21 protein-coding genes and 1 tRNA gene are annotated in these 23,739 nt (G+C 73.0%); 7 read left to right on the forward strand and 15 right to left on the reverse strand.

What is annotated here, in order from left to right:
• Positions 1–18: 18 nt before the first annotated feature.
• Positions 19–1,428 (reverse strand): NsdA family TPR-like regulatory protein, encoded by a 1,410-nt coding sequence (locus C593_RS0106190; RefSeq protein ID WP_018846426.1) that lies wholly within the window; start codon positions 1,426–1,428, stop codon positions 19–21.
• 307 nt (positions 1,429–1,735) lie between these two features.
• On the opposite strand from C593_RS0106190, the gene C593_RS0106195 reads away from it, so the two are divergent.
• Both C593_RS0106195 and C593_RS0106200 read left to right on the forward strand, forming a co-directional pair.
• Positions 1,736–2,134, forward strand: a complete 399-nt coding sequence (locus tag C593_RS0106195; protein WP_026277407.1) for a hypothetical protein — start codon at positions 1,736–1,738, stop codon at positions 2,132–2,134.
• Positions 2,135–2,233: 99 nt separating this feature from the next.
• Positions 2,234–3,091 (forward strand): fused MFS/spermidine synthase, encoded by an 858-nt coding sequence (locus C593_RS0106200; RefSeq protein WP_018846428.1) that lies wholly within the window; start codon positions 2,234–2,236, stop codon positions 3,089–3,091.
• A 24-nt stretch (positions 3,092–3,115) separates the two neighbouring features.
• Here C593_RS0106200 and C593_RS0106205 read toward each other — a convergent pair whose 3' ends face one another.
• Entirely contained in the window at positions 3,116–3,640 is a 525-nt protein-coding gene (locus C593_RS0106205) for a hypothetical protein (RefSeq protein ID WP_026277408.1), read from the reverse strand.
• 119 nt (positions 3,641–3,759) lie between these two features.
• On the opposite strand from C593_RS0106205, the gene C593_RS0106210 reads away from it, so the two are divergent.
• Positions 3,760–4,497: a response regulator transcription factor gene (locus C593_RS0106210; protein ID WP_018846431.1), complete on the forward strand. Its 738-nt coding sequence runs from the start codon at positions 3,760–3,762 to the stop codon at positions 4,495–4,497.
• A complete protein-coding gene (locus tag C593_RS0106215) occupies positions 4,494–5,906 on the forward strand; it encodes a sensor histidine kinase (protein WP_026277409.1) in 1,413 nt (470 codons plus the stop codon). Before C593_RS0106210 ends, C593_RS0106215 begins: the two co-directional genes overlap by 4 nt.
• Positions 5,907–6,365: 459 nt before the next feature.
• Here the strand turns inward: C593_RS0106215 and C593_RS0106220 are convergent.
• The 4 genes from C593_RS0106220 to C593_RS0106235 form a co-directional block, all read right to left on the reverse strand.
• Positions 6,366–6,438, reverse strand: a tRNA-His gene (locus C593_RS0106220).
• Between the two features lie 121 nt (positions 6,439–6,559).
• The gene (gene orn / locus C593_RS0106225; RefSeq protein ID WP_026277410.1) at positions 6,560–7,168 is read right to left on the reverse strand and encodes an oligoribonuclease; all 609 of its coding nucleotides are present in this window, start codon (positions 7,166–7,168) and stop codon (positions 6,560–6,562) included.
• A gap of 106 nt (positions 7,169–7,274) precedes the next feature.
• A complete protein-coding gene (locus tag C593_RS0106230; protein WP_018846434.1) occupies positions 7,275–8,462 on the reverse strand; it encodes a helix-turn-helix domain-containing protein in 1,188 nt (395 codons plus the stop codon).
• 384 nt (positions 8,463–8,846) lie between these two features.
• Positions 8,847–9,116: a hypothetical protein gene (locus tag C593_RS0106235; protein ID WP_018846435.1), complete on the reverse strand. Its 270-nt coding sequence runs from the start codon at positions 9,114–9,116 to the stop codon at positions 8,847–8,849.
• Positions 9,117–9,440: 324 nt separating this feature from the next.
• On the opposite strand from C593_RS0106235, the gene C593_RS0106240 reads away from it, so the two are divergent.
• Entirely contained in the window at positions 9,441–9,962 is a 522-nt protein-coding gene (locus C593_RS0106240; protein ID WP_018846436.1) for a universal stress protein, read from the forward strand.
• Between the two features lie 190 nt (positions 9,963–10,152).
• Positions 10,153–10,725, forward strand: a complete 573-nt coding sequence (locus C593_RS0106245) for a GPR1/FUN34/YaaH family transporter (RefSeq protein WP_018846437.1) — start codon at positions 10,153–10,155, stop codon at positions 10,723–10,725.
• Positions 10,726–10,920: 195 nt separating this feature from the next.
• On the opposite strand, the gene glmS is transcribed toward C593_RS0106245, so the two are convergent.
• From glmS to C593_RS0106260, 3 genes are all read right to left on the reverse strand, one after another.
• Complete coding sequence (glmS, locus tag C593_RS0106250; protein WP_018846438.1) at positions 10,921–12,738, reverse strand: glutamine--fructose-6-phosphate transaminase (isomerizing); 1,818 nt, start codon at positions 12,736–12,738, stop codon at positions 10,921–10,923.
• Between the two features lie 86 nt (positions 12,739–12,824).
• Positions 12,825–13,103: a hypothetical protein gene (locus C593_RS0106255; protein WP_018846439.1), complete on the reverse strand. Its 279-nt coding sequence runs from the start codon at positions 13,101–13,103 to the stop codon at positions 12,825–12,827.
• Between the two features lie 66 nt (positions 13,104–13,169).
• Positions 13,170–14,093 (reverse strand): DUF4429 domain-containing protein, encoded by a 924-nt coding sequence (locus C593_RS0106260; protein WP_018846440.1) that lies wholly within the window; start codon positions 14,091–14,093, stop codon positions 13,170–13,172.
• Between the two features lie 300 nt (positions 14,094–14,393).
• Here C593_RS0106260 and C593_RS0106265 point away from each other — a divergent pair, with 300 nt between their 5' ends.
• Complete coding sequence (locus C593_RS0106265) at positions 14,394–16,061, forward strand: family 20 glycosylhydrolase (RefSeq protein WP_018846441.1); 1,668 nt, start codon at positions 14,394–14,396, stop codon at positions 16,059–16,061.
• 81 nt (positions 16,062–16,142) lie between these two features.
• Here C593_RS0106265 and C593_RS0106270 read toward each other — a convergent pair whose 3' ends face one another.
• The 6 genes from C593_RS0106270 to C593_RS0106295 form a co-directional block, all read right to left on the reverse strand.
• Positions 16,143–17,960 carry an IucA/IucC family protein gene (locus C593_RS0106270; protein WP_018846442.1) on the reverse strand — a complete coding sequence of 606 codons (1,818 nt, stop codon included), beginning with the start codon at positions 17,958–17,960 and terminating at the stop codon, positions 16,143–16,145.
• The gene (locus C593_RS0106275) at positions 17,957–18,544 is read right to left on the reverse strand and encodes a GNAT family N-acetyltransferase (protein ID WP_018846443.1); all 588 of its coding nucleotides are present in this window, start codon (positions 18,542–18,544) and stop codon (positions 17,957–17,959) included. The genes C593_RS0106270 and C593_RS0106275 overlap by 4 nt, the downstream gene beginning before the upstream one ends.
• Positions 18,541–19,845, reverse strand: a complete 1,305-nt coding sequence (locus C593_RS0106280) for a lysine N(6)-hydroxylase/L-ornithine N(5)-oxygenase family protein (protein WP_018846444.1) — start codon at positions 19,843–19,845, stop codon at positions 18,541–18,543. The genes C593_RS0106275 and C593_RS0106280 overlap by 4 nt, the downstream gene beginning before the upstream one ends.
• A complete protein-coding gene (locus C593_RS0106285) occupies positions 19,829–21,271 on the reverse strand; it encodes a pyridoxal phosphate-dependent decarboxylase family protein (protein ID WP_018846445.1) in 1,443 nt (480 codons plus the stop codon). Before C593_RS0106285 ends, C593_RS0106280 begins: the two co-directional genes overlap by 17 nt.
• 260 nt (positions 21,272–21,531) lie before the next feature.
• Positions 21,532–22,368 (reverse strand): siderophore-interacting protein, encoded by an 837-nt coding sequence (locus C593_RS0106290; protein WP_018846446.1) that lies wholly within the window; start codon positions 22,366–22,368, stop codon positions 21,532–21,534.
• An 89-nt stretch (positions 22,369–22,457) separates the two neighbouring features.
• A complete protein-coding gene (locus C593_RS0106295) occupies positions 22,458–23,495 on the reverse strand; it encodes an ABC transporter substrate-binding protein (RefSeq protein WP_018846447.1) in 1,038 nt (345 codons plus the stop codon).
• Positions 23,496–23,739: the final 244 nt, after the last annotated feature.

Here is a 23,739-nt window from a genome sequence, read left to right on the forward strand (position 1 = left end):
CGGCCGGTCCCGGCCGGCTCAGGCGAGCTGCGCGGTCGTCGCCTCGTACCGCTCCAGGAACCCGCCGACGCCCGGCGCGGCCCGGTGCGGGCGCAGCACCTCCGCCGTGCCCGCGAGCATGCCGAGGACCCGGGTGGAGCGGACGTCCGCCAGCAGCGCCAGTACCTGGTCACCGGCGGCCGCCGCCTCGTCCGGCACGCCCGCACGCGCCAGGTCGGCGGCGAGTTCGGCGCGGTAGAGGGCCAGGTTGCGGGTGAAGCGGTGGTCCTGGAGGGCCGCCGCCCGCCGGGCGTGGCCCGCGGCCCGCGCCCACTGGCCGAGGGCCGACCAGCACTGCGCCTGGAGCGCCTCCAGTTCCGGCTCGGCGAAGAAGGACATCCACTCCGGGTCGTCCTCGGCCGGGCCCCGCGCGAAGTGGTCGTGCGCCCGCGCGAGGGACCGTTCGCAGCCCGCGCGGTCCCCGAGCCCGGCCCAGCCGCCCGCCTCCCGCAACGACAGCAGGGACAGCAGCCGGGCCGACCCCACCTGCCGTGCCGCCTGCTGCCCGGCCTGCGCGGTGCGCACCGCCTCCCGGTGCCGGCCCGCGTCCCGGGCGAGGAAGGAGGTGTTGCAGAAGGCGTGGGCCTCCAGGGCGGCGTCGCCCGCGACCCGGGCCGTGGCCAGCGCCTCCGCGTAGTGGGAGCGGGCGTCGCCGAGGCGGCCGGAGTCATGGGCGAGCCAGCCGACCGAGATGGCCAGTTCGCCCGCCCCCGCGTGCAGCCGGTCGGCTGTCGCCCCCCGGGTCGCGACCCCGGAGTCGAGCAGGGCGTACGCCGCGCGCAGCGGCTGGGCGGCGCGCCGGTAGAGCCCGTCGGCCCCGTGCCGGTCGTCCAGCAGGCGGATGTGCCGGACGGCCTCCTCCACCGCCTCGGCCTCCCCGGCGCCGACCCGGCGGCGCTGGGAGGGCACGGAGTCGCCTCCGAGCCCGAGGGACGCGGCCGCCACGGCGGCGGATCCGCTGGTCATGAACGCGCGACGCAGCACGTCGCTCTCCTCGTCACTGTCACTGTCACGGTCGGTGCGGCACGCACCGCCGTCTGGCGGGAACAGGCAGCACGGAGGCGGCCCGTCCGCCTCCCGGGGGCGCGGCGCCGCCGGTCTGCCCCGGCCGCGCACGGCCTCCCGCGGGCTGAACCCCAGGTCGGTCAGCGTGCGACCGGGGAACATGTGCAGGAACACGCGCTCGTACGCGTAGTTGGGGCAGCGGATCTCGCCGGCCTCCACACGTCCGATGTAGCGGGCGTCGCACGAGACCTGTTCCCCGATCTCCCGGGCGGCCCTGCGGACCGCCGTGGCGAACTCGCCGGGCGAGCGGGTCCCGCGCAGCTTGCGGAAGACCCGGTTGGGGCGGGCGGGACGGGCCCGTGATCCCTGAGACGACGACTCCATGGCCGAGCCCTCTCTTGGTGCAGCCGTGTTACGGCGGGGCAAGAACGTACCTGCTGCGGCGAGGCACTGACACGGAGATTTGACCCCAAACGGGATGACTCGGCGGTGATCTGCCATGAACTGCCACCCTTTGCGGCGGCGTGCCGCCGTAGCCCTTGACGCGTACGGGCGTTGAACCGTAGGGAGACGCGGTACACGTCCCCCTACGGGACTCTGCGAGGAGGCGATCCCCGTGTCGGAGGTCGACAGGGAGACCGGTGCGACACCGCCGGCCACGGCGGGCCAGGCGCCCACGGCGGACTGCAGCATGTCACCGGGCGCGGTCCGCGCGGCACTGCCGGCGCCGTGCGACCTGGTGACCGTGCCCGCGCGCCAGGGCCTGGAAGCGGTGGACATCCTGCGGCGGGCCGCGGCCGCGTCCGGGGTCGGGCCGGTGCTGCACGACGGACCGTGCGACACCCTGGGCTTCCTCGTCCCGCCGGGCACCGCCGACGGCTGGGACGTGCCCGGCAGCGCCTGCACCCGCACCAACGGGCGCGGGCTGCGCATCCCGGAGACGCTGCCGCCGGTGCCGGGCTCGGGCTGGCTGCTGCCCCCGACGGACCCCGCCGACCCGGCCGCGACGGCGGTCACGGACCCGGCCGTGCTCCGGCAGGCCCTGGGCGAGGCGGCCCGGCTCATCGAGGCCGCGGACAACTGCCGCTGAGCGCCCCTCCGGGGGCGCGGTCCGCCCGGTCCCGGCGCGAGGCCACCCGGGCCGCGGGGGGCGGAGGCCCGCGGCGGGCCGGGCGGGGATAATGGCCGGATGGGACGGCGCAGGCGGAGGGAGCGGGGCGAGGTCGTCGCCGAGCAGGTGGGCGGCGGGGTCGCGGAGCTCGTCGCGGACCCCGAGCGGCCCCGCGCCTGGTCCCTGCTGATCGACGGCGCCCCGCAGTCCCACGTCGACCTCGACGACCCGGCCCACCTCTCCTTCGCGTACCAGCGGCGACTCGGCCATGTCGTGGACCTCGCGGGGCCGCCCGGACGGCCGCTCCAGGTCGTGCACCTCGGCGGCGGCGCGTTCACCCTGGCCCGCTACACGGCGGCGACGCGGCCCCGCTCCACACAACAGGTGGTCGAGGTGGACGAGGCGCTGGTGCGGCTGGTCCGCGAACGGCTGCCGCTGGAGCCCGGCGCCCGCGTCCGGGTGCGCACCGCCGACGCCCGGGCCGGGCTGGGCCGGGTCCCGGACGGCTGGGCGGACCTGGTGATCGCCGACGTGTTCGCCGGCGCCCGCACCCCGGCCCATCTGACCAGTACCGAGTTCCTCGGCGAGGTCCGCCGCGCGCTGCGGCCCGGCGGGACGTACACCGCCAACCTCACCGACGGCCCGCCGCTGTCCCATCTGCGCGGCCAGGTCGCCACCGCCGCCGCGGTCTTCCCGGAACTCGCCCTCGCCGCCGACCCGGCGGTGCTGCGGGGCCGCCGCTTCGGCAACGCCGTGCTGCTGGCCTCGGACGTCCCGCTGCCGGTGGCGGAACTGACCCGCCGCATCGCGGGGGACCCCTTCGCGGGCCGTGTCGAACACGGGCGCTCCCTGGCCGACTTCACCGGCGGCGCCGCCCCGGTGACGGACGCGAGCGCCAAGGACTCGCCCGCGCCGCCCGCCGAGGTCTTCGCCTGAGGGACGGAACGGCCCGGGGCACGCTCAGCGTTCGTCGAACTGCACCATCGGCGGATGCCCGTTCCAGGTGCAGAACACCGAGACCTCCCGGCCCTCCTGGGTGAACGTGACCCGGATCCAGGTCGGTTGCTTCCACACCTGCATCTGCCAGCCCGCGTCCGGGGTCGCGGACACCAGCTCCGCCGAGTCGTCCCCGATGTCGAACACCACCCGGCCGCCGTCGACCGTGTAGCCCTTCACGCTTCCCGGCTCCGGGGACGGACTCGGCTTCGGCGCGGGCGGTTCGGGCTTCTCGGAGGCGGGCTTGCGGCTGGGGGCCGGAGAGGGCGGGGTGCGGCTCGGCGAGGCCGAGGGGCTGGGCGCCGGCGGCGATGACGACGCCCGCGGCGGCTCCGGCGGCGTCGAGGAGTTCTGCGCCGTGATGGGCAGGGCGCGCGGACGGTCGTAAGCGGTTCCGGCCATGACGGTGTGGACGCCCCACCAGGACAGCGTCACGGCCGCGCCGGTGGACAGCGACCACGCCAGCCCCTGCACGAGTCCTCTGCTCACCGGGACATGGTGCACCATGTCCCGGGCCCCTGTCCCGCTTCCGCTTCGAACCGTCCGCACCGCGGGGGCGACGCGACTTCCCGGGGTCCGTGTCCTCCGGATGGCGTACGGTGCCGCCCATGGCAAGTGTGCTCGTGGTCGAGGACGACCAGTTCGTGCGCTCCGCCCTCATCAGGCATCTCACCGACGCCTCGCACACCGTGCGGAGCGTCGGCACGGCCCTGGAGGCGCTGCGTGAGGTCGCCCATTTCCGGTTCGACGTGGTGGTCCTGGACCTCGGGCTGCCCGACCTGGACGGGGCCGAGGCCCTCAAGATGCTCCGCGGCATCACCGATGTCCCCGTGATCATCGCGACCGCGCGGGACGACGAGACCGAGATCGTCCGCCTCCTCAACGACGGCGCCGACGACTATCTGACCAAGCCCTTCTCCGTGGAGCACCTCTCCGCGCGGATGGCCGCCGTGCTGCGCCGCGCCCGGGCCGGGTCCGGGGAGGCACCGCCCAGCCGGCTGATCCGGGTCGGCGGCCTGACGATCGACCCGCTGCGCCGCCAGGCCGAACTGGACGGCGCCGCGCTCGACCTCACCCGCCGCGAGTTCGACCTCCTCGCCTTCCTCGCGGGCCGCCCCGGAGTGGTCGTCCCGCGCAAGGAACTCCTCGCCGAGGTGTGGCAGCAGAGCTACGGCGACGACCAGACCATCGACGTCCATCTGAGCTGGCTCCGCCGCAAGCTGGGCGAGACCGCGGCCCGCCCGCGCTATCTGCACACCCTGCGGGGCGTCGGCGTGAAACTGGAGCCCCCGCAGGGCGCGCCCGAGCAGCCGCCCGGACAGGCGTGGGAGGGGCCCCGCGCATGAGATGGGCCCTGGTCAAGGTGTCGCTCGCGGTGACCGTGATGGTCGTGCTCGCCTTCGCCCTGCCGCTCGGGTTGGTCATCAAGGAGATGGCCCGGGACCGCGCCTTCTCCAACGCCGAACGGCAGGCGGCGGCCATCGGACCGACGCTGACGGTCACCACCGAGCGCAAGATGCTGGAACGCGCCGTGGAGTCGACGCCCGCCGGGGCGGCCGGCCGGATGGCCGTGCACATCCCCTCGTCCGGCGAACCGGGCAGTGTGCCGCTGGAGATCGGCAAGCGACGGGCCGCGGTCCGGGACCTGGCCACGGTCCGGCGCCTGGGCCGGGCCTCCATCAGCGAGGTGACGGACGGGTCGGCGCTGCTCCAGCCCACGGCCATCGGCACCGGCCAGATCGCCGTCATCGAGATCTTCGTGCCCGAGGGCGAGGTCTCCAACGGGGTGGACACCGCCTGGCTCGTCCTCGCCGGGGTCGGTGTCGCCCTGATCCTGGGGTCCGTGGCCGTCGCCGACCGGCTCGGCGTGCGGATGGTGCGGCCCGCGCAGAGGCTCGCGGGCGCCGCGCACGACCTGGGGGAGGGCCGGCTGGGGGCGCGCGTCCCCGAGGAGGGCCCGCCCGAACTGCGGTCCGCCGCCGTCGCGTTCAACTCCATGGCCGACCAGGTCGTCCAGCTCCTCGCCAACGAGCGCGAGCTGGCCGCGGACCTCTCGCACCGGCTGCGCACCCCGCTGACCGTCCTCCGGCTGAACGCGGCCTCCCTCGGGGACAGCGCCGCCGCCGAGCAGACCCGGGCGGCCGTCGCCCAGCTGGAACGCGAGGTCGACACCATCATCCGCACGGCCCGGGACGCCAAGCCCCAGACCTCGGCGACCGGGCCGGGCGCGGGCTGCGACGCGTCCGAAGTGGTGCGCGAGCGGATGGGGTTCTGGTCCGCGCTGGCCGAGGACGAGGGGCGCACGGTCCGGCTGGCAGGGGTGGAGCGTCCGGTCCGTATCCCCGTCGCCCGCCCCGAACTGGCGGCCGCCCTGGACGCGTTGCTCGGCAATGTCTTCCGGCACACCCCCGAGGGCACGGCCTTCTCGGTGGACGTCCACAACAGCGAGGACGCCGTCATCGTGCTCGTCTCGGACGCGGGCCCCGGAATCGCCGACCCGGCCGCCGCGCTCGCACGGGGCAACAGCGGCGCGCGGGACGGCTCGACGGGCCTCGGCCTGGACATCGTGCGCCGGGTCGCCGAGTCGACCGGCGGCGATGTGCGCATCGGGCGTTCGGTCCTCGGCGGCACCGAGGTCCGCGTCTGGATCGGCTTCGACCCGCGCGAGTCCGGCCGGGGGGAGAGCGGCGGGGTGCGGCGCGGGCGGGAGCGGGGGCGCGAACGGGGTGGCCGCCGCCGGGCCGCGCTGCGCTGAACCGGGCCGCGGCCCGGAGCCGCCGCCGGGCTGCGCGGGGCCGCGTCCGGGCTGTGGCGGATCCCGCGCCGGAGGGGTGCGTGCCGGGCGGTGCCGGATCCCGCGCCGGAGGGGTGCGTGCCGGGCGGTGCCGGGTTAATCGGGTCCCATGCCCTCCTCAAGGGCGCCTTAAGAAACCCCTCCGGCGCCCCGGACCGGCCCTCGGCCGTGGCCCGGCGCGCTAGCGTGCTGTTCGCACCGCCGCGCGGACCGGTGTCACGCAGGCGTCCGCCGCCTGCCGCCGCCCCCCCCCGGCGCGTCCCGGCCCCACGGGATGCGCCGCCGCCCCCACCAGCGCCCCGGCCGGGCTACCCCCCACCCGGCCGGGGCGCCCCCTGTGCCGGTCCGGGCTCGCGCGGGCACGGCCCGGAACGCGTCTGAGGCCGGTCCGCGCGATGCGGACCGGCCTCAGACGATCAGGGTGAGTGACGGGACTCGAACCCGCGGCATCCTGGACCACAACCAGGTGCTCTACCAGCTGAGCTACACCCACCATGACCGGTCGTTTCTCCGACCGGCCGAGAAAAAGTGTACAGGGTCCCGGAGGGTGCTCGCGCCAGGGTTTCCGCGGGGCTCGCCGGGGCCGCCGGATCGGCCCCGGCGAGCCCCGCGGATCAGGCGGGCTCGGCCGGCAGGACGTGCTTGGCCGCGATCGTCCGCACGGTCTCCGTGTCCGGGCCGGGCTGCGGCACGAAGACCGCCTCGCGGTAGTAGCGCAGCTCCGCGATGGACTCGCGGATGTCGGCGAGGGCCCGGTGGTTGCCGCTCTTCTCGGGACTGTTGAAGTACGCCCTCGGGTACCAGCGGCGCGCCAGCTCCTTGACGGAGGAGACGTCGACGATGCGGTAGTGGAGGTGGCCCTCCAGGGCGGGCATGTCCCGGGCGAGGAAGCCCCGGTCGGTGCCGACAGAGTTCCCGCACAGCGGAGCCTTGCCGGGCTCCTTGACGTGTTCGCGGATGTACGCGAGGACGCGGGCCTCGGCGTCCTCCAGCGTGGTGCCGCCGGCGAGCTCGTCGAGGAGTCCGGAGGAGGTGTGCATCTGGCGCACGACCTCGGGCATCGTCTCCAGGGCCGCGTCCGGCGGGCGGATCACGATGTCCACACCGTCGCCGAGCACGTTCAGTTCCGAGTCGGTGACCAGCGCGGCCACCTCGATGAGTGCGTCGTCCGTCAGCGAGAGCCCGGTCATCTCGCAGTCGATCCACACCATGCGATCGTTCATGCGCCTACCTTAGGGGGCTTGCGCGGGAACGGGTGTGCGCGGGAGCGGACGTGCTGCGGGCCGGGGTCGGTACCGACCCCGGCCCGCAGCACGCGGTACGGACGCGTCAGGACAGGCTCCGCTGGCCCGGCAGCCCGGCCCTGGCGTAGACGTCCTGGCCCGGGCGGCCCTGCTCGGGGACGCCCGCGGGCAGCCCGGCCGGGTGGCCGCCCCGCCGCACGCCCGGCGCGGCCTGCGCCGGTACGACCGCCTCGGCCGCCCCCGCCTGGGCGGGATCGCTCTGCGGCCGGCGGGCGCGGTAGGCCGCCCGGTAGGCCGCCGGCGAGGAGCCGAGCTGACGGCGGAAGTGGCCGCGCAGCGCCACGGGCGAGCGGAAGCCGCAGCGGCCCGCGACCTCGTCCACCGAGTAGTCCGACGTCTCCAGCAGCCGCTGCGCCTGGAGCACCCGCTGGGTGATCAGCCACTGGAGCGGGGCCGAGCCGGTCAGCGAGCGGAAGCGGCGGTCGAAGGTGCGGCGGCTCATGTAGGCGCGTGCCGCCAGCGTCTCCACGTCGAACTGCTCGTGGAGGTGCTCCAGCGCCCAGGACACGACCTCGGCCAGCGGGTCCGAGCCGATCTCCTCGGGTAAAGACCTGTCGAGGTAGCGCTCCTGACCGCCGGTGCGACGGGGCGGGACGACGAGCCTGCGGGCGAGTGCGCCGGCGGCCTCGGTGCCGTGGTCGGTGCGCACGATGTGCAGGCAGAGGTCGATTCCGGCCGCGGTACCCGCCGAGGTGAGCACGTCGCCGTCGTCCACGAACAGCTCGCGCGGGTCGACGTGGACGGACGGATAGCGCTTGGCCAGTGTCGGCGCGTACATCCAGTGGGTGGTCGCGGGCCGGCCGTCGAGGAGGCCGGCGGCGGCGAGCACGAACGCCCCCGTGCACAGCCCCACGATCCGGGCGCCCTCCTCGTGTGCCCGGCGCAACGCGTCCAGCGCCTCGGGCGGCGGCGGCGAGGTGATCGAGCGCCAGGCCGGCACCACGACGGTGCCCGCTCTGCTGATCGCCTCCAGGCCGTACGGTGCGGTGAGTTCCAGACCTCCTGTGGTCCGCAGGGGTCCGTCCTCGCCACCGCACACGAGCAGGCGGTAGCGGGGCACTCCGGCGTCCTGGCGGTCGATTCCGAACACCGAGAGCGGAATGGAACTCTCGAATATGGGGCCGCCGCTGAACAACAGCACGGCGACGACTTCCCGGCGCCTGCGGCCGGAAAGCTTCCGTGCCGCCTCCGGTGCGGCGGAGTCCTGACTCATGACGCTAAGCCCCCCTCGAAGTGCGCGTCTCCCCGTTCGTTCCGGGCCTTTCGCTCCTGCACTTTTCCCCTCGGTTCTGCACGAGTCCCCCGGCCTTCGATACTCATGATCGAATCTACTGTGTCGCGTCGTGACGGCGTGGCAAGTTCGGCATGCCCCGCTATGTCGACTTGGCAACTTGGCGCGATGCATTCGATCACGAAGCGTTCCACTCGCGGGGCCCGCAGGGAAGTGGCGGCGTCGGGCATGGCCCGTCCCCATAGGGTGCGAGAGCGGGCCCACGTGCGTTCTTCCCTGGCGGCAAGGGGGTTGACGGGCCATTTCGGCAACGGAGGGCCCACCCGGTGAAGTTGGCTGAAAACCGATGGTTGTGGGGAGGGGGTGTCAGGCGCCCGGCGTACCCCGGCGGGCCCGGTGCGCGCCCCTGTGGACGTGGGCGCACGCCGGGACCCGCGCCGCCCGCGCCGCCGCACGCCGGGCCTGCCGCTCGGAGTGGCGCAGCAGCACCCGGCAGGCGCAGGTGACGGCGGCCAGCCCGAGGGCGGCGGCCGCCGCGCCGCCCACCGAGGAGCCGTACACCACGAGCACCACGGGCACGAGCAGGCAGCTGAAGGCGGCCCAGCGGACGACCTCCTCGGACGGGCGTGCGGTCACTCGATGCTCCCGGGGGTGGGGTGCGGGGTGTGCTGCGGCCGGACCGGGCCCGGCGGACTGGCCAACGACCGCCGTGTGCGACCGGTCACTGTGCGCTACGCCGGGAAGCTGCATCGGCCATCCGGCATTGCCATCACGGGACCGCTCGGGCATGCTCCCTGGGACGCCGCGCTTGAGGCGGCCGCGCTGTGGGCAGGAGAGGAGTGTCGCCGTACCCTTGGGGGTATGGGCCGGGAAAGGCGATTTCCCGGACGCTGCTCCCGGTACCACCGCCGACCACGCACCTTCATCCCTCCCACGAGGACGTTCTTCGCCGAGACACCGATGGCCGGTCACGAATTCCCCGAACCCGCGGACCGCAAGCAGGTCGCCGACTCCCTGTCGGACCTCCAGGCGGCCGAAGAGTCATGCCGCTCCTGCGATCCCGCCTTCCAGCACGGGGTCGTCGTCGGCTTCGACGGGTCGACCTCCAGTGAACGGGCCCTCGCCTACGCCATCGGCATGGCCAGCCGCTCCGGTTCCGGCCTGATCATCGTGCATGTCGCGAACCGCCTCCCGACCACGGTCTGGGCGGGCTGCGAACCCCCGGTCTTCGTGGACGTCCCCGACCACCGCACCGAGGTCCTCGGCCTGGAGCTGGCCTGCGCCGACTATCTGTCCGAGGTCCCCTGGATCCTCGTCGAGCGCGGCGGCGACATCTGCCACGAGCTGGAGGAGGTCGGCCGCGAGTACTCGGCCGACGCCATCGTGGTGGGCTCCACGCACGGCCTCGTCGGACGGCTCTTCGGATCGGTCGCGGGCCGGCTGGCCAAGCGCGCGCAGCGCCCGGTCGTCGTGATCCCCTGACGCCCCCGGGCGCCCCGCGGCCTGCCGCCGCCTCAACTTCCCCTCCGTGCACCGGAGATGGGAAAACCTACCCGTCCGTAACAGGTGGATTGTGTCCTTGTGAAGGGTACATATCAGCCGATGGGTTTCGGCCGGGACATCCGGCCCACAGGGCGCAGAACAACTGCACAGGACTGGAAGGGAGCCCGCCGTGGACAACGACGTCTCTGCGGGAAGCGCTGGTTCCACCTCTACTCTCGGCACTCTCGTACTCGGGCTGACACTGCTGGCGTTCGGCGTCGGCGGCACCGGCCTGATCGACAACGTGGGCGCGGCCGATGCCGCCGCCCTCGCCACCTGGGTGGGCGGCGTCGCGCTGTTCGTCCTCGGACTGTTCGCCTTCCACGCGGGCGACGGCGGCTCGGGCACCGCGTTCGCCGGTCTCGGCGCCTTCTGGTTCACCTGGGGCACCGGTGTCGGCGGCGGTGCCTCGGCCGAGGCGGCGGGTCTGTTCCTGCTGCTCTGGGCACTGCTGGCGCTGAGTCTGACGGCCGCGGCCGCGGGCGGTGGGCTGCTCGCCCAGGGCGTGTACGGGCTGCTGACGGTCTCGCTGCTGCTGGGCGGCATCGCCGCCTTCGCCGACAGCGGCGGGCTCGCCGAGGCGGCCGGCTGGGTCGCGGCGGTCGCCGGTCTCGCCGCCTGGTACGGGGCGACGGCGTCGCTCGCCAAGTGGCCCACGTTCAGCGGGCGTGCTGCCGGCCGGGGAGTGACGGCCACCGGCTGAGGCGGCTCCGGGGCCGGTGTCCGGGTGGCGCCGCACCGGCCGTGGAAAGAGAGAACGCCCCCTGCGTGCACGGTGGCACGCGCAGGGGGCGTTCTCGCGCGTCTCGAGCGGGGGCCCTGGAGCGGTCCTTCGCGCGGTCTCTGGCGCGGAAGGCCGTGACGCGGGAGCTCCTCGCGCGGTGGGCGCGGGTGCCCGCTACTCCACCGTCACGGACTTGGCCAGGTTCCGGGGCTTGTCGATGTCCCGGCCGAGGGCCAACGCGGTGTGGTAAGCGAGCAGTTGCAGCGGGATGCCCATGAGGATCGGGTCCAGCTCGTCCTCGTTCTTCGGCACCACGATGGTGTGGTCGGCCTTCTCCTGCTCGCGGTGGGCGACCGCCAGGATCCGGCCGGAGCGGGCCTTGATCTCCTCCAGGGCCGCGCGGTTCTTCTCCAGCAGCTCGTCGTCCGGCACGATCGCGACGGTCGGCAGCGCGGGCTCGATCAGCGCGAGCGGGCCGTGCTTCAGCTCGGAGGCCGGGTACGCCTCCGCGTGGATGTAGGAGATCTCCTTCAGCTTCAGGGACGCCTCCAGCGCCACCGGGTAGCCGCGCACCCGGCCGATGAACATCATCGACCTGGCGTCCGCGTACTGGACGGCCAGCTTCTTGATCTCGTCCTCGGTCTCCAGGATCTCGCTGATCTGGCCGGGCAGCCGGCGCAGACCGTCGATGATCCGCTTGCCGTCCGCCACCGACAGGTCCCGGATGCGCCCGAGGTGCAGGGCGATCAGCGCGAAGGCGACCACGGTGTTGGTGAAGCACTTCGTGGAGACGACGCAGACCTCGGGGCCCGCGTGCACATAGGTGCCGCCGTCCGCCTCCCGGGCGATCGCCGAGCCGACCACGTTCACGACGCCGAGGACCCGGCCGCCCTTGCGCTTCAGCTCCTGCACCGCGGCGAGGACGTCATAGGTCTCGCCGGACTGGGAGACCGCGATGTACAGGGTGTCGGGGTCCACGACCGGGTTGCGGTAGCGGAACTCGGAGGCGGGTTCGGCGTCGGCGGGGATCCGGGCCAGGGACTCGATGAGCCCGGCGCCGATCAGACCCGCGTGGTACGAGGTGCCGCAGCCGAGGATCTTCACCCGGCGGATGCCTCGGGCCTCGCGGGCGTCCAGGTTCAGCCCGCCGAGGTGGACGGTGCTGAACCGGTCGTCGATCCGGCCGCGCAGCACGCGGTCCACCGCGTCCGGCTGCTCGCTGATCTCCTTGTGCATGTACGTGTCGTGGCCGCCCATGTCGTACGACTCGGCCTCCCACTCCACCGTGGTGGGCGTGGCCGTGGTCCTCGACCCCTCGGTGGTGTACGTGCGGAAGTCGTCCGTCTTGAGGGTGGCCATCTCGCCGTCGTCCAGGGTGACGACCTGGCGGGTGTGCGCGACCAGGGCCGCGACGTCGGAGGCGACGAACATCTCCTTGTCGCCGATGCCGAGGACGACCGGGGAGCCGTTGCGGGCCACCACGATCCGGTCGGCGAAGCCGGCGTGCATCACGGCGATGCCGTAGGTGCCCTCGACCAGGCGGAGCGCCTCGCGGACCTTCTCCTCCAGGGTCTCGGCCGGGGAGCGCGCGATCAGGTGGGTGAGGACCTCGGTGTCGGTCTCCGAGGCGAAGACGACGCCGTCGGCCTCCAGCTTGGCGCGCAGCTCGGAGGCGTTGTCGATGATGCCGTTGTGGACGACGGCGACCTGGTTGTCGTGGGAGAGGTGCGGGTGCGCGTTCTCGTCGCTCGGGGCGCCGTGGGTGGCCCAGCGGGTGTGCGCGATGCCGGTCGTGCCGGCGAAGCGCTTGGGGACGCGGGCCTCCAGGTCGCGGACCCGGCCCTTGGCCTTGACCACCTTCAGGGTGGCCGCCTTCGGGCTGTTGATCACCACTCCCGCCGAGTCGTAGCCCCGGTACTCCAGCCGCTGCAACCCCTCCAGCAGCAGCGGAGCCACATCACGCCTGCCGATGTAACCGACGATTCCGCACATACGTCCTAGCCCCTCCGTGGTTCGGTGTGTGCTCGTGGCCCGGGCCGGTACGGCCGGCGGGCCGGGCGCCCGGCGCCGGGTTCCGGTCAGCCGTAGACGATGCGGCGCAGCTGACGGAGTGAGAGCTCCGGCGGCGCCACGGCCCGGTGCGGCAGTTCGGCCGCGATCCGTTCGAAGATCTCGGCGTTCACCGCGCCGCCCGACTGCAGTTCGCGATGGCGGCGGCGGACGAACTCCTCGGTCGTCTCGTCGAAGTACGCCAGCACGTCCAGCACTACCCGGGCCGCCTCACCACGCGGGAGCGCGGTACTGCGGACCAGATGGTCGACGAGGTCGTCGTGGGACGCCGGGCGGTGTTCGAGCACCCGTAGATAGTGAGGGGCGGGGGAGGGGTTTCGCAAGAATCCTGCCCGATTCCGGGCAGGATCGGGTCACATTCTGCGGATCACGGCCTGCTTCGCCGCCGTGAACTCCTCCTCGGTGAGGATTCCGGCCGCGTGCAGCTCGCCCAGTTCCCGCAGCCGGCGCAGCAGCGCGTCGTGGTCGTCCCCGGCGGCGGGCGCATCGGCAGGCGCGGAGGGCGCGGGCGCCGCAGCGGGGGCGGAGGCGGCGGGGGACAGGATCTTCGGCGGGGCGGCGTCGTCCCCGGCGGCCCGGGGGTGCGGCATCCGCGCCACCACGGCCGCCGCTACCAGTGCCATCAGGGGGTCGTTGCGGAAGCCCCACAGCTCCACCGCGTACGGGTCGTACTTGGGCTCCGGCCGGCTCGGCGGCGTCGAGGCGTCGGAGAAGCGCAGGCAGCCGTTCTCCAGGCCCGCCGACGGCAGCCACTCCACCCGGGTCACGTCCTTCAGCAGCAGGGTGCGCGCCCCGCCCGAGCGCTTGGCCTCCTCGGCCTGCCACCTCCACTCCAGCCGGACGCGCTCGCCGTCGAAGGAGACCGTCCCGTCACCCGCCGACACCGTGATCGGCACGCCCGGCCCCGGCAGCAGATAGGAGTCGACGGGCCCCTGCGCGACCTGGTCGAGCAGCAGGGCGTTGCGCACCTCGTCCACGAAGTACTCGGCCACCCCCGAGCGGTCCGCCTCGACGCTCAGCCGGTACGGGTCGGAGCCGTCGTCCAGGGTGCCGCCGGTGATCTGGAGGAGGGGGTCGGCGCCGTCGCGCAGCCGCAACCGCAGGCGCCCCGCCTTCCGGCCCGGCTCGAAGGAGACGCCGGCCACGGCCCGCAGGGGGACGCCGATCTCGCCGCATGCGCGGCGGAGCCGGCTCACACTCTTGTCACTGCCGGGCACGATGCGGATCGTGTCGCCGTCGAAGGTCCAGGTCCCGTCTTTCTGGATGATTTCTGCCACGCCGGGATTCTCCCACCCCGGCCGGGGCGCGGACCGGGGGCGACCGGACCGGGCCGGGGGCGAGCGGACCGGACCGGGCCGGGGGCCGGCGGCGCGCACCGGTCGGGGGCGGCGGCGCGCACCGGGCGCAAGTGGTCTACACCTTGACCGCGGTTGGGGCGCGCGATACGCATGAAGCGGGCCGGGCGCACCTGGTGTGCGTCCCGCGCCCGAAGTGCGTCTCGCGCCCGACAGCGCGTCCCGCGCCCCCGTCATTCCGTCCGGAAGCACTGCGCACAGCCCCCGTCGAAGGGACCCCCTGTGAGTCAGCCCCGACCGGTCATCCGCCGCCCGCGCGGCCATCGCCCCCGTCTCTCCCGTCTGCTCGGCTCGCTGCTGCTGGTCACCGCAGCCGCGGCGGCCTCCGGTGCCACCCCGTCCGTCGCCGCCCCAGCGCCCGGCGGACCCGTGGCCGCCGCCGAACCCGTGGTCCGCCCGCTGGGCGCGATCGTCCCCGTCCCCGCCTCCGTCCGGCCGGGCGGCGCGCCCTTCGCGCTGACCGAGCGGACCCGTATCCGCACCGACGGCTCCCGGGCCGCGCGGACCGTGGCCGAACAGCTCGCCGCCGTCCTGCGGCCCTCCACCGGCTATCGGCTGCCCCTGACCGAACGCCCCTCTCCCGGCGCCGTCCACCTCCGCCTGGACCCGCGCGCACGGGCCCTCGGCGCCGAGGGCTACCGGCTGACGTCCTCGCCGCGCGGGCTCACCGTGACCGCCCGCACGGCCGCCGGACTCCACTTCGGCGCCCAGACCCTGCGCCAGCAACTGCCCTCCCGGGTGGAGCGGGACACCCGGCAGTCCGGTCCCTGGCGGGTGGCCGGCGGCACCGTCACCGACACCCCGCGCTTCGCCCACCGGGGCGCGATGCTCGACATCGCCCGGCACTTCCTCACCACCGGCCAGGTCGAGCGGTACATCGACCATCTCGCCCTCTACAAGATCAACACCCTGCATCTGCACCTCTCCGACGACCAGGGCTGGCGCATCGCGATCGACTCCTGGCCCCGGCTCGCGACCTACGGCGGCTCCACGCAGGTCGGCGGCGGCCCGGGCGGCTACTGGACCAAGGCCCAGTACCGCGACCTGGTCCGGTACGCGGCCGCCCGCCACATCGAGGTGGTGCCGGAGATCGACATGCCCGGCCACACCAACGCGGCCCTCGCCTCCTACGCCGAGCTGAACTGCGACGGCGTCGCCCCGCCCCTCTACACGGGCATCGAGGTCGGCTTCAGCTCGCTGTGCGTGGGCAAGGAGATCACCTACGACTTCGTGGACGACGTGATCCGCGAGATCGCGGCGCTCACCCCCGGCCGGTACCTCCACATCGGCGGTGACGAAGCCCACTCCACAAGCGACGAGGACTTCGTCGCCTTCATGGCCCGGGCCCAGCGGACGGTCGCGAAGTACGGCAAGACCGTGATGGGCTGGCACCAGCTCGCCGGGGCGAACCCGGCGCGCGGGTCGCTCGTCCAGTACTGGGGGCTGGACCGGACACCCGCCGCGGAGAAGGAGAAGGTCGCCGCGGCGGCCCGGAACGGCTGCCGGATCGTGCTCTCCCCGGCGGACCGGATCTATCTGGACATGAAGTACGACAAGAACACCGAGCTGGGGCTGACCTGGGCGGGATACGTCGAGGTCCAGCGCTCCTACGACTGGGACCCGGGCTCCCATCTGCCGGGCGTGCCCGAGACCGCGGTCGCGGGGGTCGAGGCGCCCCTGTGGACGGAGACCGTCTCGACCGACGCGCACATCGACACGATGGCGTTCCCGCGGCTGCCCGGGGTGGCGGAGCTGGGCTGGTCCCCGGCGGCCACGCACGACTGGGCGGACTACCGGGTACGGCTCGCGGCGCAGGGGCCCCGGATGGAGGCGCTGGGCATCGGCTTCCACCGCTCGCCCCAGGTGCCCTGGCCGGCGCCGGCCGGGTGAGCGGCCCGTTTCCCGGAAAGACACCGGGGCCCGGCGGGAGGGACCGTGTCCCACCGGGCCCCGGCAGTCGGGAGGCCCCGGTCAGGCGGCGAACCGCGCGATCGGATTGGTGAGCGTGCCGACGAACTGGAGCGCGGCGGACGGGTCGGACAGGTCGACCATCTGCTGGTTGTTGCGCAGCTGGAGGCGGTTCAGGCAGGAGAGCGTGAACTCCTCGGCGAACATGTCGTACTGCGCGAACTTGTCCGCGAGCTGCGGCATCGACTCCTGGTAGCCGCGCACGCACTCGGCGACCGTCCGCCAGAACGCGTCCTCGCCGAGGACACCCTCGGAGGCGAGGGCCGCGCCGAGGAAGCGCAGGAAGCAGTCGAAGACGTCCGTGAAGACGGAGAGGATCTTCTGGTCGTCCGGCACGTCCACCCGGATGCGCTCCACTGCGGGCGGCAGCACCGCGTCGGGGTCCATGACCGCGATCTCCTCGGCGATGTCCTTGAAGACCGCCCGCTCGACCGCGCCGTCCGGGCCGAGGACCAGGATCACGTTCTCCCCGTGGGGCATGAACACCAGGTCGTACGCGTAGAAGGTGTGCAGCACCGGGAGCAGGTACGCGTCCAGGTAGCGGCGCAGCCAGGCCTCGGGCGTCAGGGAGGACCCGGCGATCAGGGCGGCCGCGAAGGAGGCCCCCTCGTCGTCGGCGTGCAGCAGGGAGGCCATGGTGGCCAGGCGCTGCCCGTCGGCCAGGGTCGGCACCGGGCTCTCCCGCCACAGGGCGGCGAGCATCTTCCGGTAGGGCGAATAGCGGTCGGTGGCGGCCTCGTACTCCAGGTGCCGGTAGCCGACCGCCGCCCGCTCGCGGATGATCGAGAAGCGGGCCGCGGTGAGCACCCCGTCGCTCGCGATCAGGTTGGCGAGCCAGTCGTTGATGGCGGGTGTGGCCTCCATGTAGGCGGCCGACAGCCCGCGCATGAAGCCCATGTTGAGGACCGACATGGCGGTCTTCACATAGTGCTTGGCCGGGTCGCTGGTGTTGAAGAAGGTGCGGATCGACTGCTGGGCCAGGTAGGCGTCCTCGCCGGTGCCCAGGTAGACCAGCCGCTGCTGGGCGATCTCGGCCGCGAAGGTGACGGAGAGCTTGTTCCACCACTGCCAGGGGTGGACCGGCATCAGCAGGTAGTCGGCGAAGTCGAGGCCCTGGTCCGCCAGGGTCTTGGCGAAGCCGTCCACCGCCGTGTCGCCCAGCTCGGCGCGGACGAAGGTCTCGTAGTCGATGCCCGCGCCGGCCGTGAAGGCGGCCCGGTCGCGGCGGGCGGCGAGCCACACCAGGTGGATCGGGGCGGCCGCCTCGGGCGCGTAGGCGTGGTACTCGTCGATACCGAAACCGAGCCGGCCGTTGTTGGCGACGAAGCAGGGGTGGCCCTCGGTCATCCCGGTCTCGATCGCCTGGAAGTCCGCCTGCGCCAGCTCGGCGGCGGAGAGCCGGGGCTTGGTGGACTTGAACGCCGTGCCGGAGAGGGTGGAGGAGATCTCCTCCAGGTAGACCGGCAGGATCGCGTCGCTCAGCCCGAGGGAGCCGCGCAGTTCGATCACGAACTGGAGCGCGTCCAGGGGGAGTTCCTCGGCGCCCCGGTGGCGGGTGATGGAGTCGGCCGCCACCTGCCAGTGGTCCAGGGCGTAGCGCTCGGCACGGAAGCGGTAGACGGTCGAGCCGTCGTCGCTGGTGACCCGCCAGCCGGTGCCGGTGCCCTCGGCTGCGGTGCCCTCGGCGGCGGTGTCCGGCTCGGGGGTCAGCAGACGCTCGTGGGCGAACTCGGCGAGGCCCTTGCGGATCAGCAGCCGGTTGGCGCGGGCCCAGCGCTCGGGGGTGAGGTGGGCGACGGGGTTCTGGGCGGTGGGGTTCACGCGGCGGCTCCCGTGGTGGTTCCGGTGGCCTTCTCGAACTGCTCCCGGGTGCAGAAGCTCAGCAGCGCTTCCTTCTCCGGCTTGACGATCTTCTCCACGGCCTCGAAGCCGACGGCCTCGTTCAGCCGGTGCACGGCGGTGTTGGACACGTCCGGCTCCACGACGACACGCCGGACGGCCGGGTCGGCGAACAGCTCCCGCATCACGGCGGTGATCACCGCGCGGGTGAAGCCGTGCACGGGGGTGTCGGTCGGCGCGACGAGGAAGTGCATGCCGACGTCGCCCGGCTCGGGCTCGTAGAGGCCGACCAGCTCGACGTGGCGGGGGTCGTAGCTCTCCATCAGGAAGGCGGGCTCGCCGTCGTGCAGGCCGATGAAGGCGTGGTGGTGCTCGTGCGCGGCGATGCGCATGTACTCGTGCTCGACGTCCTCCGGCCGGGCGTCCTGCATCATCCAGTACGCGGCCTTGGGGTGGGTGACCCAGCCGTGCAGCAGACCGGCGTCGGCCTGCGGGTCGAGCGGGCGGAAGGTCAGGCTCCCGACGCCGGGGCCGGTGCTGCCGTTGGTGGTGTCGGGGGTGCTCATACGGAGAACTCCTGGAACGCGATGCTCTTCTCGACGGGGTAGTACTCGGTGCCGAGCAGCTCGCGGATGATGTACGCGTTGCGGTAGGCGCCCATGCCCAGGTCGGGCGAGGTGATCGAGTGGGTGTGCACGCCCGCGTTCTGGAGGAAGATCTCCCGGCCGGCGGTGTCGATCGTGTAGTTGCGGGCCACGTCGAAGCGGCCCTGCCCGTCGAGGCGGATGCGGTTGGCGACCGGCTTCAGGAACTCGGGGGTGACGTACTTGTAACCGGTGGCCAGCACCAGGCCCTCGGTCTCCAGCGTGTAGTCCTTGCCCTGCTCCTGCTGGCGCAGTCCGAGGGTGTAGGTGCCGTTCTCGTAACCGACCGACTCCAGCGAGGAGTTGGTGAGCAGCCGAGTGGGGACCGGGCCGGAGACGTTCTTCTGGTACAGCAGGTCGAAGATCGCGTCGACCAGCTCGGAGTCGATCCCCTTGAAGAGGCCCTTCTGCTGGGACTCGAGTCTGTAGCGGGTCTCCTCCGGCAGCGCGTGGAAGTAGTCGATGTACTCCGGGGAGGTCATCTCCAGGGTCAGCTTGGTGTACTCCAGCGGGAAGAACCGCGGGGAGCGGGTGACCCAGTTGAGCCGGTAGCCGTGGACGTCGATCTCGGCGAGCAGGTCGTAGTAGATCTCCGCCGCGCTCTGACCGCTGCCGACGACGGTGATGGAACGCTTCTGCTGGAGGGCTTCCCGGTGCTCCATGTACCGGGAGTTGTGCAGCAGGTCGCCGCCCACCCCCCGGCAGGACTCGGGCAGGTACGGCGGGGTGCCGGTGCCCAGCACGATCCGGCGGGCGGTGTACGTCTCGCCGCCCTCGGTGCGCACGGCGTAGACCTCGCCGGCGGTGTCGTACTCCACGGCGGTGACGGTGGTGGAGAAGCGGACGTTGCCCAGCTTGGCGGCGGCCCAGCGGCAGTAGTCGTTGTACTCGACGCGCAGCGGGTAGAAGTTCTCGCGGATGTAGAACGAGTACAGCCGGCCCTTCTCCTTCAGGTAGTTCAGGAAGGAGTACGGCGAGGTCGGGTCCGCGAGGGTGACCAGGTCGGACATGAAGGGCGTCTGGAGGTGGGCGCCGTCCAGGAACATGCCCGAGTGCCACTCGAAGTCCGGCTTGGACTCCAGGAAGAGGGCGTCGAGTTCGCCGATCGGCTCGGTGAGGCAGGCGAGGCCGAGGTTGAAGGGACCGAGCCCGATCCCGATGACGTCGTACGTCGCGCGGGGGCGCTCGGCGTGCGGCTGCCGGGTGTCAGGAAGCGTGGACAAGGTTCTCTCCAAGGAACTGCTCGGCGTGGCCGGCTATCAGGTCGAGGACGGCGGCGATGTCGGCGGTCGTCGTCTCTGGGTTGAGCAGGGTGAACTTCAGGTACTGGCGGCCGTTGACCTTGGTGCCCGCCACGACCGCCTCGCCCGAGGCGAACAGGGCCTTGCGGGCGTGCAGGTTGGCCCGGTCGATCAGGGTGGGGCTGGTGACGGACTCCGGGATGTAGCGGTAGACCAGGGTGGACAGCTGGGGCTGGACGACCACGTCGTAGCGCGGGTCGGCGGCCAGCAGCTCCCAGCCGGCGGCGGCCAGGTCGCAGACCTCGTCGAAGAGCTGCCCGATGCCGTCGGCGCCCATCACACGCAGGGTCATCCACAGCTTGAGCGCGTCGAAACGGCGGGTGGTCTGGAGGGACTTGTCGACCTGGTTGGGGATCCGCTCCTCCAGCGTGCGGCGGGGGTTGAGGTACTCCGCGTGGTAGGTGGCGTGCCGCAGGGTGGACCGGTCGCGGACCAGGAAGGCGGAGGAACTCACAGGCTGGAAGAAGGACTTGTGGTAGTCGACGGTGACCGAGTCGGCCTGCTCGATGCCGTTCAGCAGGTGCCGGCGGGTCGGGGAGGCGAGCAGTCCGCAGCCGTAGGCCGCGTCCACGTGCATCCACGCGCCGTAGTCGCGGGCGAGGGCGGCGATCTCGGGCATCGGGTCGATGGATCCGAAGTCGGTGGTTCCGGCGGTCGCGACGATCGCCATGGGGACCAGACCCTCGCTGACGCAGCCCATGAGTTCGGTCTCCAGGGCGACCGTCTGCATGCGCTTGGTGCGGTCGGTGGGGATCGAGACCACGGCGTCGGCGGAGAGGCCGAGCAGGGTGGCGGACTTCTGGACGCTGAAGTGGCTGCACTCGGAAGTGAAGATGCGCAGCTTCGAGAGGTCGTCCGTCGCGGCCTCCTGGCGCGCGAGCAGCAGCGCCTGGAGGTTGGACTGGGTGCCGCCCGAGGTGAACACGCCGTCGGCGGCGGGGCCGAGGCCGATGCGGGAGCAGGTCCAGTCGATGAGCTTGCGCTCGATCAGGGTGCCGCCCGCGCTCTGGTCCCAGGTGTCCAGGGAGGAGTTGACGGCGGAGAGCACGGCCTCGCCGAGCACGGCCGGGATGACGACCGGGCAGTTGAGGTGGGCGAGGTAGCGGGGGGAGTGGAAGTAGACGGCGTCGCGGAGGTAGACGTCCTCCAGCTCGTCGAGTGCGGCGGCGGTGTCGCCGAGCGGCTTGTCGAGGTCGACCGCCGCCACGACGGGAGCGAGCTCGTCGGGGGTGACTCCGGTGAACGGCCGCTGGGTCGCGGCGAGTTTGGCCGCCACCCGCTCGACGCCCTCGGTCACGGAGCGACGGTAGTGCTCCGCGGTCGTGTCATTGAGCAGGTGCGTGCGCATGCAGTGCCCTTCCGGGGGTGAGGGGACGGTGCCGTTCCTCCGGGCAGGCGGGGCGGGGAAGAGGAACGAGGCGTTGAACTTAGGTAAGCCTAACCTCGGTTGGGTCGGGCTTCGCGCCTCTGATCGTCCTCACGCTGTGGGGTTGTTCACACCGCGCGGGTGATCAGGGGTGCGGGGGCGGACGCGGACGCGGAGGTGCCGCGCGGTCGGTCCGTGTCGGACGGTCGGTCCGTGTCGGACGGTCGGTCCGTGCCGCGCGGTCAGTCCGGGTCGGGCGTCTCGCGCAGGCCGTCCTCGCTCACGCCGCGCTTCCAGTAGCCGACGAAGGTGACCCGCCTGCGGTCGATGCCGCGCTCGTTCACCAGATGGCGCCGCAGCGCCTTCACGCTCCCGGACTCCCCCGCGATCCACGCGTACGGGACGCCGTCGGGCAGTTCGGCGGCGGACACGGCCTCGACCGCGGCGGGGGCGTCCGCGTCGCGGACCAGCCAGGTGACCTCCGCGTCGGCCGCCGTGGCGAGTTCCAGCCGGTCGCCCGCGTGCGGGACCTCCAGCCACACCCTGGCGGGCATGCCGGCGGGGAGCCATTCGAGGATCGCGGCGGCCGCCGGGAGGGCCGTCTCGTCGCCCCAGATCAGCACCCACTCGGTGCCCTCCGGGGGACGGCAGCGCACCGCCGTGTTGTCGGCGACGGCCGGGCCCAGCACGGTGACCCGGTCCCCGGCCCGGGCGGCGAGGGCCCAGCGGCAGGCGGGGCCGCCGTCCTCGTGCACGGCGAAGTCGATGTCGACCTCCCCGGCCTCGGCCCGCTGCTCCCGCAGGGTGTACGAACGCATGACCGCGCGCTCCTCGTGGGGGAGCGCGCGCCAGGCGCCGAGGACCGCGTACATGTCCCCCGCCTCGCGCGGAACGACCGGGGTCTGCTGGCCGGGGTGCGGCAGGAAGAGGGAGAGGGACTGGTCACGGCCGCCGGCCGCGAAGTCCTTCAACTCCTCGCCGGTGAAGGTGACCCGCACGAGCGACGGCCCGAGCCGCCTCGTCCGGTCGACGGTGAGGTCGAAGAAGCGGAACGGTGCGGTCTCGGTCTGTGTCGACATGATGTCGGGAAACCTCGGCGGTCGTCCGGTCGGGGGGCGGTCTCCGCGCCGGCCGGTCCGCACGGGCGGGGCCGGCCGGCGCGGAGGGGTCAGGAGACCTTCTTGGAGTTCTCGATCGCCTTGGCCAGGTCCTCCAGGAGGGGGGCGCACTTGGCGTACGAGTAGATCGGCTCGGTGACGCGCGGGAAGACCTGGCCGGCCTTGACGGCGGGCAGCTTCGCCCAGGTGGGCTTGGCCTTCTTCAGGTCGGCGTCCTGGAGGGTGCCGGTCCGGTTGTCCAGGATGATGATGTCGGCCTCGTACTTGTCGGCGTTCTCCCAGGACAGCTCCTCGAAGAAGCCCTGCGCGTTGGGCTTGGGCTCGACGAACTTCACGCCCAGCTCCTGGAAGTAGAGCGTGTCGGCGCTCGTCTTCGGCACGGAGACGTAGAAGAGGTCCTGCGAACCGGAGCCGATGAGGACCTTGAGGTCGGGCTTGGACTTCGCGGCCTGGCGCAGACGCTCGGCGGCGGCCTCGAAGCGGGCCTTCGCGTCGGTGACCTTCTTGTCCTTGAGGTCGGCGCCGAGGGACTCGGCCAGCTCGGCACGGCGGGCGAGCGCCTTCGGCATGGTGGTCTCGGCGGCCCACAGGGCGACGCTCGGGGCCAGCTTCAGGATCTTGTCCTTGGACTGGTCCGGCACGTACCAGAGGGCGTCCTTCTGCCACATGTCGGTGATCAGCAGCTCGGGGGAGAGCGCCGCGTACTTCTCGACGTTGAACTCGCCCCAGACATTGCCCAGGATCTCGACCTTGTTGACGTCCATGTCGCCGGCCTGGACGTCGGGCTTGCCGTCGGCGGTCTTGGTCGGGCCGAACACGCCCTTGACCTCGATGCCGTAGTCGTACAGGGCGGCGGCGGTGCCGGTGAACGCGACGATGTTCTTCGGGACGGACTTCTGCTCGGCGGTCGTGCCGCGGTCGTCCTTGAACGACCAGGGGCCGGACGCCTTGCCCGTCTCCTTGCCCGAGTCGCCGCTCTTGGCGTCGTCGCCGCTGCCGCAGGCGGCGAGCGCGGCTCCGAGCCCGAGGGCGCCACCGGCGGCGAGAAGGCCGCGGCGGGTGAGGTGGGATGCTCGGGCGTTGGACATGGTGGAGTCGCTTTCGTACGTGCCGATTCGGCCACACTGGTGAGGTTCGTGGGTAGGTTAGCCTAACCTCATCCTCGGTCATAGGGCGGGGCGGGGCGTACGGAAGTGATCTCCCCCACGGGCAAGCGAAGGCGCGCGGAAGCGGCGGCCCGGCCCCGGCCGGGGCGCACCCCGACGCGGAACGGGCCCGCCCCGACCCGGCCTTGCGGCCGGAACCGGAACGGGCCCGAGCGGAGCGGGGGCC

This window comes from Streptomyces sp. CNT372 (genome assembly GCF_000377145.1).